This is a genomic window from Tepidibacillus infernus, assembly GCF_048898065.1.
In the GTDB taxonomy this organism is placed as follows: domain Bacteria; phylum Bacillota; class Bacilli; order Tepidibacillales; family Tepidibacillaceae; genus Tepidibacillus_B; species Tepidibacillus_B infernus.
Map to the genome: position 1 here is coordinate 44,518 of NZ_JBLWFI010000002.1, position 15,047 is coordinate 59,564.

The 15,047-nt window shown below is 37.7% G+C and carries 12 protein-coding genes; 11 read left to right on the top strand and 1 reads right to left on the bottom strand.

The genetic code is table 11. The features are described from left to right. Positions 1-328 precede the first annotated feature (328 nt). On the top strand, positions 329-1,828 hold the full coding sequence (locus tag TEPIDINF_RS12635; RefSeq protein ID WP_421692197.1) for a sugar ABC transporter ATP-binding protein: 1,500 nt from the start codon (positions 329-331) through the stop codon (positions 1,826-1,828). Beyond that, positions 1,809-2,789 carry an ABC transporter permease gene (locus TEPIDINF_RS12640; protein WP_421692198.1) on the top strand — a complete coding sequence of 327 codons (981 nt, stop codon included), beginning with the start codon at positions 1,809-1,811 and terminating at the stop codon, positions 2,787-2,789. Before TEPIDINF_RS12635 ends, TEPIDINF_RS12640 begins: the two co-directional genes overlap by 20 nt. A gap of 353 nt (positions 2,790-3,142) precedes the next feature. On the opposite strand, the gene TEPIDINF_RS12645 is transcribed toward TEPIDINF_RS12640, so the two are convergent. Continuing rightward, positions 3,143-4,072: a proline dehydrogenase family protein gene (locus tag TEPIDINF_RS12645; RefSeq protein WP_421692199.1), complete on the bottom strand. Its 930-nt coding sequence runs from the start codon at positions 4,070-4,072 to the stop codon at positions 3,143-3,145. Positions 4,073-4,292: 220 nt separating this feature from the next. Between TEPIDINF_RS12645 and TEPIDINF_RS12650 the strand changes: the two genes are divergently transcribed. The 9 genes from TEPIDINF_RS12650 to TEPIDINF_RS12690 all read left to right on the top strand — a co-directional run bounded on the left by TEPIDINF_RS12650 (position 4,293) and on the right by TEPIDINF_RS12690 (position 15,041). Continuing rightward, complete coding sequence (locus TEPIDINF_RS12650; RefSeq protein ID WP_421692200.1) at positions 4,293-5,858, top strand: sigma-54 interaction domain-containing protein; 1,566 nt, start codon at positions 4,293-4,295, stop codon at positions 5,856-5,858. Positions 5,859-5,993: 135 nt separating this feature from the next. Continuing rightward, a complete protein-coding gene (gene pruA, locus TEPIDINF_RS12655) occupies positions 5,994-7,541 on the top strand; it encodes an L-glutamate gamma-semialdehyde dehydrogenase (RefSeq protein ID WP_421692201.1) in 1,548 nt (515 codons plus the stop codon). A gap of 134 nt (positions 7,542-7,675) precedes the next feature. Further along, a complete protein-coding gene (locus tag TEPIDINF_RS12660; RefSeq protein WP_421692202.1) occupies positions 7,676-8,482 on the top strand; it encodes a lipid II flippase Amj family protein in 807 nt (268 codons plus the stop codon). A 79-nt stretch (positions 8,483-8,561) separates the two neighbouring features. Then, positions 8,562-9,521, top strand: a complete 960-nt coding sequence (locus TEPIDINF_RS12665) for an MraY family glycosyltransferase (protein ID WP_069798949.1) — start codon at positions 8,562-8,564, stop codon at positions 9,519-9,521. A 145-nt stretch (positions 9,522-9,666) separates the two neighbouring features. Continuing rightward, on the top strand, positions 9,667-10,998 hold the full coding sequence (locus TEPIDINF_RS12670) for a TrkH family potassium uptake protein (RefSeq protein WP_421692203.1): 1,332 nt from the start codon (positions 9,667-9,669) through the stop codon (positions 10,996-10,998). Positions 10,999-11,053: 55 nt separating this feature from the next. Further along, positions 11,054-11,347: an Asp-tRNA(Asn)/Glu-tRNA(Gln) amidotransferase subunit GatC gene (gene gatC, locus TEPIDINF_RS12675; RefSeq protein ID WP_068727302.1), complete on the top strand. Its 294-nt coding sequence runs from the start codon at positions 11,054-11,056 to the stop codon at positions 11,345-11,347. A gap of 17 nt (positions 11,348-11,364) precedes the next feature. Then, a complete protein-coding gene (gene gatA, locus TEPIDINF_RS12680; RefSeq protein WP_421692204.1) occupies positions 11,365-12,831 on the top strand; it encodes an Asp-tRNA(Asn)/Glu-tRNA(Gln) amidotransferase subunit GatA in 1,467 nt (488 codons plus the stop codon). 4 nt (positions 12,832-12,835) lie between these two features. Next, complete coding sequence (gene gatB, locus TEPIDINF_RS12685; protein WP_421692205.1) at positions 12,836-14,272, top strand: Asp-tRNA(Asn)/Glu-tRNA(Gln) amidotransferase subunit GatB; 1,437 nt, start codon at positions 12,836-12,838, stop codon at positions 14,270-14,272. Between the two features lie 61 nt (positions 14,273-14,333). Then, positions 14,334-15,041, top strand: coding sequence for a sirohydrochlorin chelatase (locus TEPIDINF_RS12690; RefSeq protein ID WP_421692206.1), 708 nt, complete (start codon positions 14,334-14,336; stop codon positions 15,039-15,041). Positions 15,042-15,047: the final 6 nt, after the last annotated feature.

Below are 15,047 nucleotides of genomic sequence, written 5' to 3' on the forward strand. Positions count from 1 at the left end.
ACAAAGTTTAGATAAGATTCATTGAGTACGAATGTCTGCAAGAATAAATATTCTTTCTTTTAAATGATTAAAAAAGGTTCCACTCAATTGTTAAGGGAATACATGTTTGGTAAGAGAAAAATTTGTTTTCATCCCTGTTTTGGGGGGTGAAGCAATAAAAAGCCCAGCTATTAAAGCAACGAAAGAAAATATTTTGGATGTGTGAAAGCTTATATACGGGTAGATGCTCCAGCAACCACTCAAGATGTAATTAAATAATTCTGTTTTACGACAAATATATGATAGAGGCTGCTGAGCAGCCTCTATAAATAAAAGAAGGTGAACTCATATGGACCAGCCTGTACTTGAAATGAAAAATATCTGTAAAGCGTTTAATGGCATTACCGTTCTTGACAAGGTCGATTTCTCCGTAAAAAAAGGTGAAGTGCATGCTTTGATGGGTGGGAATGGTGCCGGGAAGTCTACATTAATGAAAATACTTACTGGCGTTTATACAGCAGATAAAGGTGATATTTTCATTGAAGGAAAGCCAGTGAGTATTAAGAGTTTTGATGATGCTAAAGCAAATAAAATATCGATGATATTCCAAGAGTTTAGTTTAATTCCAACACTTACGGTCGCCCAAAATATCTTTCTCACTCGAGAGGGGAAGACATCATTAGGGCTTCTCGATGATAAGGAATGTGAGAAGAAAACAGAAAAACTGCTCAAAGAATTAGGGGTCGATATCAAACCATCTGATATTGTTCAAAACCTGGGAGTTGGCTATTGGCAGATGACAGAAATTGCTAAAGCACTCTCTCAAGAAGCGGAAATATTAATAATGGATGAGCCAACCTCTTCATTAACCAAAACAGAAACCGAAGTACTGTTTAGTTTTATTAATAAATTGAAAGCAAAGGGCTATTCCATCATTTATATATCACACAGGATGGATGAAATCTTTCAGATATGTGACAGAATTACGATATTACGAGATGGAAGGTATATCACAACAGAAACAATCAGTGAAACTGATCTTGATACTGTCATTCAACATATTGTGGGTAAGGAGTTTGACCAGGCCTTTGAATGGCAGGAACGTCATTTCTCAACAGAGGTACCCCCAATTTTTGAAGTTAAAAACTTAAGCGCAGGGGATAAAGTTCAAGATATCAATCTTAAGATTCAACCTTGTGAAATTGTGGGAATCGCAGGTTTGATGGGAAGCGGAAGAACGGAATTAGTTCGTTGCCTATTTGGTATTGATCCGATTGACAGAGGAGAAATTTACGTTAACGGAAAAAAGCAATCCATTAAGAGTGCAAAGGATGCCATTGAAGCGGGTATTGCTTTAATTCCAGAAGACAGGCGTCTGCAGGGACTGGTTCTTGAACATAGTGTGAGAGATAATATGATACTTCCGATTCTTTCCAAGTTAAAAAAAGGCCTATTTATTGATAATAAAAAATCGAATGAAATTAGTAAACAATTGGTTAAAAAGTTGAATATCAAAACTGATCATATTTTTAAACAAGTGAACTTGCTATCAGGCGGAAATCAGCAAAAAATTGTTCTCGCTAAGTGGCTGGCTAATAACCCTACCGTATTATTACTGGATGAACCCACAATTGGTGTAGATATTGGCGCTAAAACCGAGATCATCGATATCATCAGAGAAATGGCTGAAAGTGGCAAGGCGATTCTTGTTATCTCTTCAGAACTCCCAGAACTTCTTGCATTGAGTGACCGCGTTGTTGTCATGCATGAAGGGAAAATTAAAAAGGAGATGAAACGAAGGGAGATTAAATCAGAGGAGGAATTACAATATGCTATCCAAGGTTTCTAATTTCGAAAAACCATCAATCCCAGTGCTAAGAAAATTTGAATGGAGAAATTATATTGTTTATTTTGCCTTTGTTGGGGTGTTAATCTATTTTTCTATTACATTATTTGATGAGGGATTTTTAACATCAGGAAACTTATTAAATATTGTAAGACAAACAACAACTATTTCCTTAATGGCTCTTGCCATGACATTTGTAATCAGCACAGGTGAAATAGACCTGTCAGTAGGTTCAATAGCCGCATTATCTTCGCTAGTAGGGGCTTTAGCTCTCCAAGCCGGTTATGGTATATTGGGAGGGCTGATTGGTGGTGTAGGTACAGGGCTTTTGGTAGGACTTGTCAATGGTTTACTGGTAACAAAAGTTGCCATTCCTTCATTTCTCGTAACGCTGGGGACAATGGGAGCCATCAAGGGTTCTGCAATGTGGATAACTGACACCGCACCGGTGCCCATTACTGACGCAAATTTCAATTTCATTTTTGGTTCAGGTGATATTGGCCCTATTCCAGTTTTGCTTCTTTGGACATTAGTTTTTACTATCATTGCTCATGTTTTACTTCGTAAAACGTCATTTGGACGACAAGTGCTGGCAACAGGCGGAAATGAAAATGCTGCAAGATTCTCAGGTGTTAAGACAATGCGAATTAAGCTGTTGGTATTCCTGGGCACAGGCGCAATGGCTGGCTTAGCCGGACTTCTATATGCAGGTCGAATGAATGCAGGAAGATTTTCTTTTGGTGAAGGTGACGAACTTTCCGTTATTGCAGCTGTTATTCTAGGTGGAACCAGCTTATTTGGCGGAGTCGGTACAATCATCGGAACGATTGTTGGATCATTGATGATTGGTACGATCAATAACGGACTAATTATCATGGGGCTGGATGTAAGCCAGCAAATGATTGTAAAAGGTCTGATCATTATTTTAGCCGTGGCATTCGGAAAGAAAACAATGAAAAGATAGTCTTATAAGAAAGCAAAATATTGAGACTTTATTACTCCAAACTGACGTCCGCTTATTATTTACTGTACCTGGTTTTGGTTTAGTCAGAAAGGGTGGCTAATGTATAAATAGGTTATCTGTCAACTATAATTTGTAATATTTTACAAATTATAGTTATGTTTACTATGCTCAAAAAGTGCTAAATTACTTTAAAAAAGTATTTGACATAGTACACTTATACGTCAAAAAATAACGTACCCTACCTAGTTGTAAGGTACGTTATTTTTTGTAGTACTAAGCCACTTTCATTTCATTACAAGATGAGTGGGAATGTATAGGTATGGACAACGGAGTGCGTTGGAATATACAATCCTTTAAGATTTAAACAAACTTTTTAGAATGAATAGCCCATTAGCAGGTCTTTCGGCAATACGTCTTGAGAAGTAAGGATACCAATGCTTTCCATAAGGGGTATATACTCTTACTTTATACCCTTCTTTTACTAATTCACGTTGTAACCCATTACGAACCCCATATAACATTTGAAATTCAAATTGATCATTGGAAATGTTATTTTCTTTGACAAAGCGTTTTGTCTCCTGAATAATTTTTTCATCATGAGTAGCAACAGCTGTATAATGGCCATTTTTTAAATGGAGGGCCACGATTTTATTATAATTGGCATCTACGTCTCTCTTTAGCGGGAAAGCAACTTCCTTAGGTTCCTTATAGGCGCCTTTAACGATGCGGAGGCTTGCCCCTAATTTTCCTAGTCCTTCTACGTCTTTTTCTGTTCGATAAAGGTAAGATTGAACGACTAAGCCTACATGTTCCTTGCCGTATTTGGCTAATACACGTTTAAAAATATCTATCGTAATGTCAACGACTGGAGAGTCTTCGATATCGATTCTGACAAAATTGTTACGTTCTTTAGCTGCGGCTACAATTCGGTCCATATTTTGATAACAAAAATCATGGTCAATACCTAACCCAAGCTGGGTGAGTTTGACAGAAACATTGGATTGTAATTGATGTTGTTCGATCATTTCAAAAATTCGGATCGCCTCATCGGTTGCTTGTATCGCTTCATCCTTTGTGGATACGCTTTCTCCCACATGGTCTAAGGTAACTAGAAGTCCTTCCTTATTTAACTGTTTGACCATTTCTACAGCTTGCTCTAAGCTCTCTCCAGCGATAAAGCGCTTTGCCCCCATTCTCATACCATGCTTTGTAACCACATTGGTGACTGCTTTATTGCTTGCTATCCCTAAAACGACTTTACGACCTAATTGTTCAAAGGCCATACTCCTCTACCTCACTTTTTTTTACGATTTTTCTTTCTATGCGGCTAAAAATGATTTAACTATTCAATAAGCAATTTTTAAGCAATTTTTATGCCAATTTTCCAAAGAGAATAAAAATAATCAATAGACAAAATTTTTTGTATAAGTGTCTAGTCGATTTTTACAATATTGTTTAAAATATAAATAATATTAACAAAATTGTATAACGGGAGTGGGAGTCATGCTTCAGCAAGTGTTAAAGCTAAAAGATATCGCAGAACCATGGGATAAAACAAAAAAGATGACAAACTTGAATCTTTTTCCCTACGAGGCAACTTTAGCAGATTTAAATCAGCTAGAAGAGGGAAAAGATATTGGCTTAGAGCAAGATGGGGAAATCATTGCTTGGATTCCTTTTCAACGCTTGGTTTTAACACTTTTTCAAGCTTGGAAGATGACCCAAGCCTATTATGAAGCACTGCTTTTATCGATTAGTGATGCGGTTACAGGGGTAAATGCTAATGGGGATATTGTTACCTGGAATACAGCCTCTGAGCAGTTTTATGGTTTTAAAACACAGGAGGTTTTAGGACAGCCAATTACGAAGTTTTTCCAAGAAGATGCAGTTGTTTTAAAGCAAACCCTCAATAAGGGTTTAAAAATCAAGCACAAATATAACCAGCCTATTCCCAATGTTCATGTTCTAATCAATGCTACCCCTGTTTATATGGAAGGTAGGTTAATAGGCGGAATATCGGTAGAACGGGACATTAGTGATGTCGTACGCTTAAACGAGGAGTTGTCAACGACTAAAGCATATATTCATGATTTAGAAAATAAATATGAAAAGAATTACTCAGTCGATCCGTTTGAAAAGATTAAAGGGAAAAGCCATGTGATTAAAGAAACCATTGCTATAGCAAAAAAAGTAGCAAAAACAGATGCCACTGTATTGATCACTGGAGAAAGTGGAGTAGGAAAGGAGTTATTTGCTGAAGCGATTCATAAAGGAAGTAGGCGAGCAGACCTTCCTTTCGTAGCCATAAACTGTGGGGCAATCCCAGCTTCACTCTTTGAAAGTGAGCTGTTTGGCTATGAAAAAGGTGCCTTTACAGGGGCAATAAAGGAAGGAAAAAAAGGGAAAATTGACCTTGCCAAAGGAGGAACGCTATTTTTAGATGAGGTTGGGGAGTTACCACTAGATTTACAGGTTAAGCTTTTACGTGTTTTACAAGAAAAACAATTTTACCGTCTAGGTGGAAATACAGCAATTCCTGTAGATGTGCGGATTATTACTGCAACCAATCGCAATTTGGAGGAAATGGTAGCTACGGGTAAGTTTAGAGAGGATTTATATTATCGTTTAAATGTCATTTCATTATATATCCCACCATTACGGGAAAGAGCAGAGGACATCCCTGATCTATTAACACTCTTTTTAAAGGAATTTTCCTTTAAATATGATACCAATGTACCTAAAATCTCCGCAAAGGTAATGTCGATCTTTTTACATGATGAATGGCGAGGGAATATTCGACAGCTTCGGAATGTTGCAGAGCGTTTAATTATTTTAGCGGGTGAAGAGGAGAGAATTGAACCTTACCATTTACATCATATTCTTAAAAAAGGGGTTTCCGTTACTAAACAGCAATTACTAGATTCAACACTAGATGAAACAAAACAGGAAGAATGGAAAATACGCCAAGCCTTACAAACGACCTATCGTAACAAAAGTGCAGCTGCTAAGATGTTAGGGATTTCACGCGCAACCCTATACAATAAAATGAAAAAGTATGGGATTGATTAAACTTGGCATTATTTTTGCATATAAAATATATGAGAAAATATGATTTTTAATGAAAAGGGGGGAGTGAGAATATAATCAAATTTGTGAAAAACATTTCTTCCAAAATTCTAAAGAAAAATAAAAGGAGCTGATTGTATGATTAAAGAGTTTACGCCAGAACCACTTACGGATTTTTCAAAAGAGGAAAATCGAAAAGCTTTTGAGGCTGCATTAGAACTTGTGAAGTCAGAATTAGGAAAAGAATATCCTTTAATTATAAATGGAGAAAAAATCTTTACCGAGAAAAAAATCGTATCCTATAACCCTGCAAAAAAAGATGAAGTCATTGGTGTGGTTTCCAAAGCAAATCAAGAATTAGCCGAAAAAGCGATTCAAGAGGCAGCGAAAAAGTTTGAAGAATGGAAAAGGTTCCCTGCAGAAGGCCGGGCTCGGTTACTATTCAAGGCAGCAGCGATTCTTCGTCGACGTAAACACGAATTCTCTGCTACAATGGTTTATGAAGCTGGGAAGAGTTGGGCTGAAGCAGACGCAGACACAGCAGAAGCAATTGATTTCATGGAATACTATGGCCGTGAAATGGTTCGTTTAGCAGGGCCACAAAAGGTTACTCCACTAGATGGTGAAACAAATGACCTTGTTTATATACCATTAGGAGTAGGAATCATTATACCACCATGGAACTTTCCGTTAGCGATCTTGGTTGGGATGACAACAGGTGCGGTTGTATCAGGAAATACCGTTATTTTAAAACCAGCGAGTGCAACCCCAGTTATTGCAGCTAAATTTGCTGAACTTCTTGAGGAGGCGGGCATTCCTGCTGGAGTGGTTAACTATCTACCTGGAAGTGGTGGCGAAGTAGGAGATTATTTAGTAGAGCATCCATTAACTAGATTTATTAGCTTTACCGGTTCTCGTGAAATTGGTTTACGCATTACTGAAAAGGCAGCAAAGATTAGCCCTGGTCAAAAATGGATCAAACGTGTCATTGCTGAAATGGGTGGTAAAGATGCAATTTTAGTCGATCATGATGCTGATTTAAATGATGCCGCTAATGCAATCGTTGCATCTGCCTATGGGTTCCAAGGGCAAAAATGTTCTGCATGTTCTAGGGCTATTGTCCATAAAGACGTATACGATGAGGTATTAAACTTAGTTACTGAGAAAGCAAAGGCTCTTTCTATCGGTGACCCAGTCAATGTAAAAAATAATTTTGGCCCTGTGATAGATAAAGCTGCTTTTGATAGTATCAACCGTTACATTGAAATAGGTAAAAAAGAAGGACGTCTTGTTTTGGGTGGAAATAGTGATGACTCAGTTGGCTACTTTATTGAACCAACGATTATTGCTGACGTTGATTCCAAAGCAGTGATTGGTCAAGAAGAAATTTTTGGCCCTGTGTTAGCAGTAATTAAGGCAGAAGATTTTGAGGATGGGGTACGGATTTTTAATGACACAGAATATGGTTTAACTGGTTCACTCTTTGCAAGAAGCAGAGAAACGATTGAAAAAGGTCGTGAAGAATTACATTGTGGTAACCTCTACTTCAACCGTAAATCGACAGGAGCTATTGTAGGCGCTCATCCATTTGGTGGCTTTAATATGTCTGGTACAGACTCAAAAACAGGTGGGCAAGACTATCTCTTACTCTTTATGCAACTAAAATCGATCTCCGAAAAACTATAAGTTGATTTAAATAATATGACCTCGCGAAAAAGAGATGCTAGAAAAATAGCATCTCTTATCGTTTGCAATCGTCTTATTTGGGGGTATAATAGGATGAACTTATTTTTGCAAAGTTAAAAGGACGGATCTTATTTATGACGATGTTACAAGACTTAATCATTGTTAGTTCATTGACCATTATTATCCATATGATTGATACCTTCTCCTATTCGGTGCGCTTGGCAGGAGTTCGAACGAGAAGGTTAGCTTTGGCTTTGTCCTTGTTCAATATTCTCGTACTTATTTCTAGAACATCCAATATGGTTCAAGGCCCATTAGCTGGAGGTTTCGTGGATTATGGCGCACAAACTGGAGATTTGGGTTGGGTTGAGACAAGATTTCGCTTGATTATTCTTTCTGCAACAATCGGAAGCTTCTTAGGGGCGCTATTAATTCCAACGTTTATTCGTATCTTTTCTCAGGCGATTGTGAAGCTTGAATTGTATGGATCGATTCCTCATCTTTTGAGAAGAACCTTAACGATTGGGAAAATCAGAAGGATAGGGAAAGAGTTTTCCCCACCTCGTGTTAATATACATCGGTTCCGAATTGCAGGTGTACCAAAAAGGCTGATTATCTTGCAAATCGCAATAACAGCCATCTATACGGTAGGGGTCTTGGCTGCCATGTTTGCCTCCTTGCTTGTACCTGAGCATGCAACAAGAGCGGTCATGTCTTCCGGGATTATTAACGGAATCGCAACCATTCTTTATACCGTTTTCGTTGACCCTCAAGTTGCACTTTTAACAGATGAAGTGATCCATGACAAAAAAAGTTACTTAAATATCTCTAACATGGTAGGGGTACTCATTATGGGGAAAATTGTCGGAACATTGATTGGACAATTGATCTTTATACCTAGTGCCAAAATCATTGCTTATTTCACCATTTTTATCTCATAAGGAATCTTTTTGATTAGGTATCATAAGAGAACGCTTGGAAGTAAAGACTAGAAGGTAAAAAGATAATGGGGGCTTTGCGATGAAAAGTTATCTCCTTCCATTCATTTTTGCCTTTTTTTCTGTTCTGATCTTAGTTCCTATTTTACGTATCATTGCTTTTAGATATCATTTTGTGGATATTCCGAATCAAAGGAAAATTCATCGAGAGCCTATTCCTCTTCTTGGAGGGATCGCCATTTTTATAGGGTATATCTTATCCTCTTGGATCTGGATTAAACCCTTAAATTTACGCCTAGCTATTTTTATTGCTGGCCTGCTTATCGTGGGAATAGGCCTTCTTGATGATTATTACAAAACAAGGAATAAGGATTTATCTGCTTTTCCTAAGTTTTTGATTCATTTTTTGATCGGATTACTGTTATTTGCTTTGGATATACGGATTGAGGGCATCACTTCACCTTTACAGGATCAATTTATTCCTTTTCCTCCTGGGTTATCTTTATTTGTCACTTTACTGTGGGTAATCGGTTTAATGAACATGATGAATTTTCTCGATGGGGCAGATGGGTTAGCAAGCGGCATTACCTTAATCTCGTCGATGACGTTATTTCTTATTGCTTTTGTAAAAGGACAGGAGGTAACTCCACTTTTATCTGCTATTTTAATGGGATCTAGCTTAGGTTTTCTAAGGCATAATTTTTACCCTGCAAAAATTTTTATGGGAGATGCCGGCTCTGCCTTTCTGGGCATGGTATTAGCTATTATTTCCATCGAAGGAGCTTTAAAAAGTGCTACACTAATATCCATTGTGATGGTTATTTTAGCACTAGGGGTTCCTATTTTGGATACGATCCTTGTATTATTTAAACGAATAAGACAAAGCAAGCCTTTGTATATCGCCGATCAAAACCATGCTCATCATCGCTTAATTCGAATGGGTTATACCCAAAAACAAGCTGTCACCTTGATCTATGTTATCGGCATTCTTTTTTCAATGATTGCAATCCTTGTTTTGTACTTGTACTATCAGAAAGTATAAAAGATTATAAGTAGATCATATAAGTGCAGCATAGGCTTCTGCTTACGCTAAAGGCTTGGCACAAGTCAAGTTTTCTTTATTGGTTCTTTAGTTAAAAAGTATTATAATGAGAAGGATATTTACTGTACGTTTTGGAGGTCACAGAATGAATCAACGATTGCAACTTAATCCACCTCAAATCCTTGTATTAGGTTTTTTAAGCACGATCCTAATCGGAAGTCTACTATTGTATCTGCCTTTTACCCATGAACCAGGCATTGAACTTAATTACATTGAAGCTTTATTTACCGCCACATCGGCGGTAACTGTGACTGGACTGAATGTCATTGATCCAGGGACAACCTTTAATCTGATTGGTGAACTCATTATTATGCTTTTAATTCAAGTAGGCGGATTAGGTTTTATGTCTTTTGCGATTACGATCTTTGTCTTGTTAGGGAAAAAAATTGGTTTAAAACAAAGATTATTGATGCAAGAGGGTAGTAATCAGATTCACATGGCGGGTATTGTAAATCTTGCTCTACATCTTCTTCGCATTACATTACTCTTTGAACTTATCGGTTCTATTTTTCTAACTTATAGTTGGCATGAACGACTAGGATGGGCAAAAGCAGCCTACTATGGTGCTTTTCATGCTGTATCTGCTTTTAATAATGCAGGATTTAGTCTGTTTGCTACAGGTTTAGTTGAGGATGTCAACCATCCCATTGTCAATCTTGTAGTCGCTACTCTGATTATTTTAGGAGGATTAGGTTTTGTTGTACTTTTAGAAGTATGGAATAAAAAATTCCATGTTCGAAAGCTCTCTTTACATAGTAAGGTTACGTTAACGGTCAGTTTATTTTTAATCTTATTAGGTACTTTGCTGATATTCCTATTAGAATTTGGGAATCCCCATTCCTTAGCTCAACTGCCTTTTGGGACAAAAGTGATGGCTTCTTTTTTCCAATCTGTAGTAACTAGAACAGCTGGCTTTAACACCTTAGATATTGGCTCTTTAAAGCAAGCTACTTTATTTATTATGACCTTATTTATGTTTATTGGTGCTGCACCTGGTTCTACAGGTGGTGGAATTAAAATTACCACAATAACGATTCTTTTAAGTACGGCAAAATCTCTACTACTCGGGAAACAAGATGTGATCCTTTTTGAAAGAAGGTTACCGATCGATCATATTTTTCGTGCTTTGACGATTATTATTTTGGCCCTTGGTATCGTGATTGTGATGACATTAGTCTTAGATATCACAGAACATGGAGTACCTTTTCTAACGATCCTATTTGAAGTGGTATCTGCATTTGGTACAGTTGGCTTAAGTATGGGACTTACCCCTAATTTAACAACAATTGGCCGCTTTATCATTATGTTAACGATGTTTATAGGGAAATTAGGGCCATTAACGATTGGATATGCGTTAGCAAAAAGAAGTGGAAAAGAATATTTCAAATATCCTGAGGAAAAGATGATGATTGGTTAAAATGATGATATAATTCTTTTAATCGTGTAAATATTTAAAGTCTAAGGGGGTGTTCATATTGAGTATTTCAACACAAGAAGTTCAACATGTTGCCAATCTTGCCAGATTATCATTAACCGAAAAAGAAGTAGATATATATACAGAACATTTAAACTCTATTTTGGAATTTGCCCAAAAGTTAAATGAACTAGATACAGAACATGTGAAACCTACAAGTCATGCATTAGATCTTAGCAATGTGTTAAGAGAAGATGAAAAAAGAGATTCAATTCCTAGAGAGGTCGCTTTAAAGAATGCTCCAGACCACAGAAATGGACAATTTAAGGTACCTGCTGTGATGGAAGGATAAGAAAAGGAGGGGGCAGTTTGTCTTTATTTGATTTATCGATGACAGAAATACATACTCGTTTAAAAAATAGAGATTTGACTTCTACAGATTTAGTAGAGGAGTCTTTTAAAAGAATTAAAGAGGTAGAAAAAGAGGTACAAGCCTTTTTACTAATTGATGAAGAAAGTGCTAGAAATAAGGCAAAGCAAATCGATGAAGAGATTAAACAATCAGAAGAGCTTGGAATCCTAGCTGGATTACCCGCTGGGGTCAAAGACAATATTGTCACTGAAGGGGTTACAACCACTTGTGCAAGTAAATTTTTGGCCAATTACCAGCCAATCTATAGCGCAACCGTATATAAGAAAATATTAGCAGAGCAATCGATCATGGTGGGCAAAACCAATATGGATGAATTTGCAATGGGCTCTTCTACAGAACATTCGGCGTTTCATCCAACCTATAATCCTTGGCAGTTAGACCATGTTCCTGGCGGTTCAAGTGGAGGGTCAGCAGCCGCAGTCGCAGCAGGAGAAGTCTATTATGCACTTGGCTCTGATACCGGTGGCTCGATTCGTCAACCAGCATCTTTCACCGGAACAGTAGGTTTGAAGCCTACTTATGGTTTGGTTTCCCGATTTGGTCTTGTTGCTTTTGCTTCCTCTTTGGATCAGATCGGACCAATCACTAAGAATGTAGAAGATGCAGCCTATGTCTTACAAGCGATTGCAGGTTACGATCCATATGATTCCACATCTGCCAATGTACAGATTCCCAATTATCTTTCAGCTTTAACAGGGGAGATCAAGGGATTAAAAATGGGTGTACCTAAAGAATATATGGGTGAAGGAATCGAACCAAAAGTAAAGGAAAAGATCCTAGCTGCTCTGAAAGTATTTGAAGGCTTAGGTGCTACATGGGAAGAGGTTACTTTACCCCATACTGAATATGCTGTGGCCACTTATTATATTTTAGCACCATCTGAAGCCTCATCCAATTTAGCTCGTTATGATGGTGTTCGTTATGGCGTTCGAGCTGATTCAGCAGAGAATCTAATCGAGATGTATAAGAAAACTCGCAGTGAAGGCTTTGGCTCCGAGGTGAAACGTCGGATTATGTTAGGGACCTATGCTTTAAGTTCAGGTTATTATGATGCCTATTATCTTAAAGCGCAAAAAGTAAGGACTTTAATCAAGCAGGATTTTGAAAAAGTTTTTGAAAAGTATGACCTGATTCTTGGCCCAACTGTGCCAACAACAGCATTTAAAATTGGTGAAAAAATAAGCGATCCGTTAACCATGTATATCAATGATGTATTAACAGTTCCCGTCAATTTAGCTGGATTACCTGCCATTAGTATTCCTTGTGGTTTGGTAGATGGATTGCCTGTTGGCTTGCAGCTTATTGGCAAGCATTTTGATGAATCGACCATATTAAAAGCGGCTTATGCTTTTGAACAACATACAGAACACCATAAATTAAAGGCACAGGTAAGAAGGGGGTAGGAAAATGGGATATGAAACAGTGATTGGCTTAGAGGTTCATGCTGAGTTATCGACAGAATCTAAAATTTTTTGTGGCTGCTCGACAGAATTTGGTGCACCCCCGAATACCCATACCTGCCCGATCTGTTTGGGCCATCCAGGAGTGTTGCCTATCTTAAATAAACAAGCAGTAGAGTTTGCCATCAAAGCCGCATTGGCATTAAATTGTGAAATATCTAGAGAAACAAAATTTGATCGTAAGAATTACTTTTATCCTGATTTACCAAAGGCTTATCAGATCTCACAATATGATAAACCGATTGGACGTAATGGTTGGATTGAAATCGAGGTGAATGGAGAAAAGAAGAAGATTCGAATCAATCGTCTCCATTTAGAAGAAGATGCCGGAAAATTAACTCATGCAGAAAATGGGGAAGGAACCCTAGTCGATTATAATCGTGTAGGGGTACCATTGATCGAGATTGTATCAGAAGCAGATCTTCGTTCCCCTGAAGAAGCAAGAGCTTATTTGGAAAAATTAAAAAGCATTATTCAATATACAGGCGTCTCTGATGTAAAAATGGAAGAAGGCTCGTTACGTTGTGATGCCAATATCAGCTTACGGCCTGTTGGTCAAGAAGAATTTGGCACCAAGACAGAACTAAAAAATATGAACTCCTTCCGCGGGGTACAACGCGCCCTTGAATATGAAGAAAAAAGACAAGCTGAAGTGTTAGATGCAGGGGGCAAAATCATTCAAGAAACCCTTCGTTGGAATGAAGAGCAAGGCGTCACCATTACCATGAGGAGCAAAGAAGAGGCCCATGATTATCGCTATTTCCCTGATCCAGATTTGGTAGATACGATCATTGATGAGGAATGGATCGAGAGGATCAAAAGCGAAATACCTGAGCTTCCTGATGCAAGAAAAGAAAGGTATATCAATCAGTATGGGTTACCTGCTTATGATGCAGAAATCCTCACTTCTTCTAAGGCTTTAGCTAACTTCTTTGAGGAAACCTTGAATTATACGCAGGATGCAAAAGCTGTATCCAACTGGATCATGGGAGAAGTTTTAGGATATCTAAATGCGCAAAGCTTAGAGATTCAAGCAAGTAAACTTACTTCTAAAGGCTTAGGTGAAATGATTCAGCTGATCGAAAAAAGTACGATAAGTAATAAAATTGCGAAAACCGTTATAAGAGAAATGTTAGAGACAGGTAAAGCCCCAGAAACGATTGTCAAAGAAAAAGGCCTGATTCAAATCAGCGATGAGGGTGAAATTGCTAAAATCGTTGAACAAGTATTGGCTAATAATACTCAATCAGTAGAAGATTACCGAAATGGGAAAGAAAAAGCATTAGGCTTCTTAGTTGGGCAAGTGATGAAGGAAAGCCGAGGAAAAGCCAATCCAGCTCTTGTCAACAAGTTGATCTTGGAAAAATTAAATGAACAGAGTTAAACTGAAGTTATAATGGAGGAACCATCAAGGGACCTCCATTTTTATAAGGGGAAAGAGTAAAATGGAGAAAGCTGTATGGGTCATTGCCCACGGATCAAGAAATAAACATTGGGTTGAATTGGTGGATCACGAAATAAGGAAGGTAAAATCTCACTATCCGATTGTGACTTCCTTTTTAGAAAAAGTAGAAGGTCGTTTAATTAATGATGGGATTCACCAACTTCAAGAGTTGAGAGCAAAGGAAGTCTTTGTCATCCCAATGTTTGTTTCATCAGGTAGTACACATATCGAAGAAACTAAAAGCATATTATTTAATCATAGTAACCGCTTACACTTTCATTTTGGATCATGCATGGATGACCACTTCTATGTGGTTCAGCACATGATTAACCAAGCGATGCAGTTATCTGTAAATCCAGAGGAAGAAGCGCTCCTATTGATTGCCCATGGTAGTGATGAGTCTATCTTTCATGAAAGATGGGAAAGGATCTTAACTAGTTTAGTAAAACAACTTAAAGAACAAACTGACTATGCCCAAGTTCATTATGCTACCTTTCTTCCTCATACTATTGAAAAACAACTTAACCAGCTAAAAGGCTTAACAACCATTGTGGTTCCGATGTTTCTAAGTAAAGGATTGTTTACAGATCAGAAGATTCCTAAGGCGATTGAAGGATATCCTGTAAAATATAAGGGTGAAGCCTATCTACCTAGTAGTTGGATAGCTAAATGGATAGAAAGTTTAATCGAGACTTTCCAAAGTGTGTAAAAACGT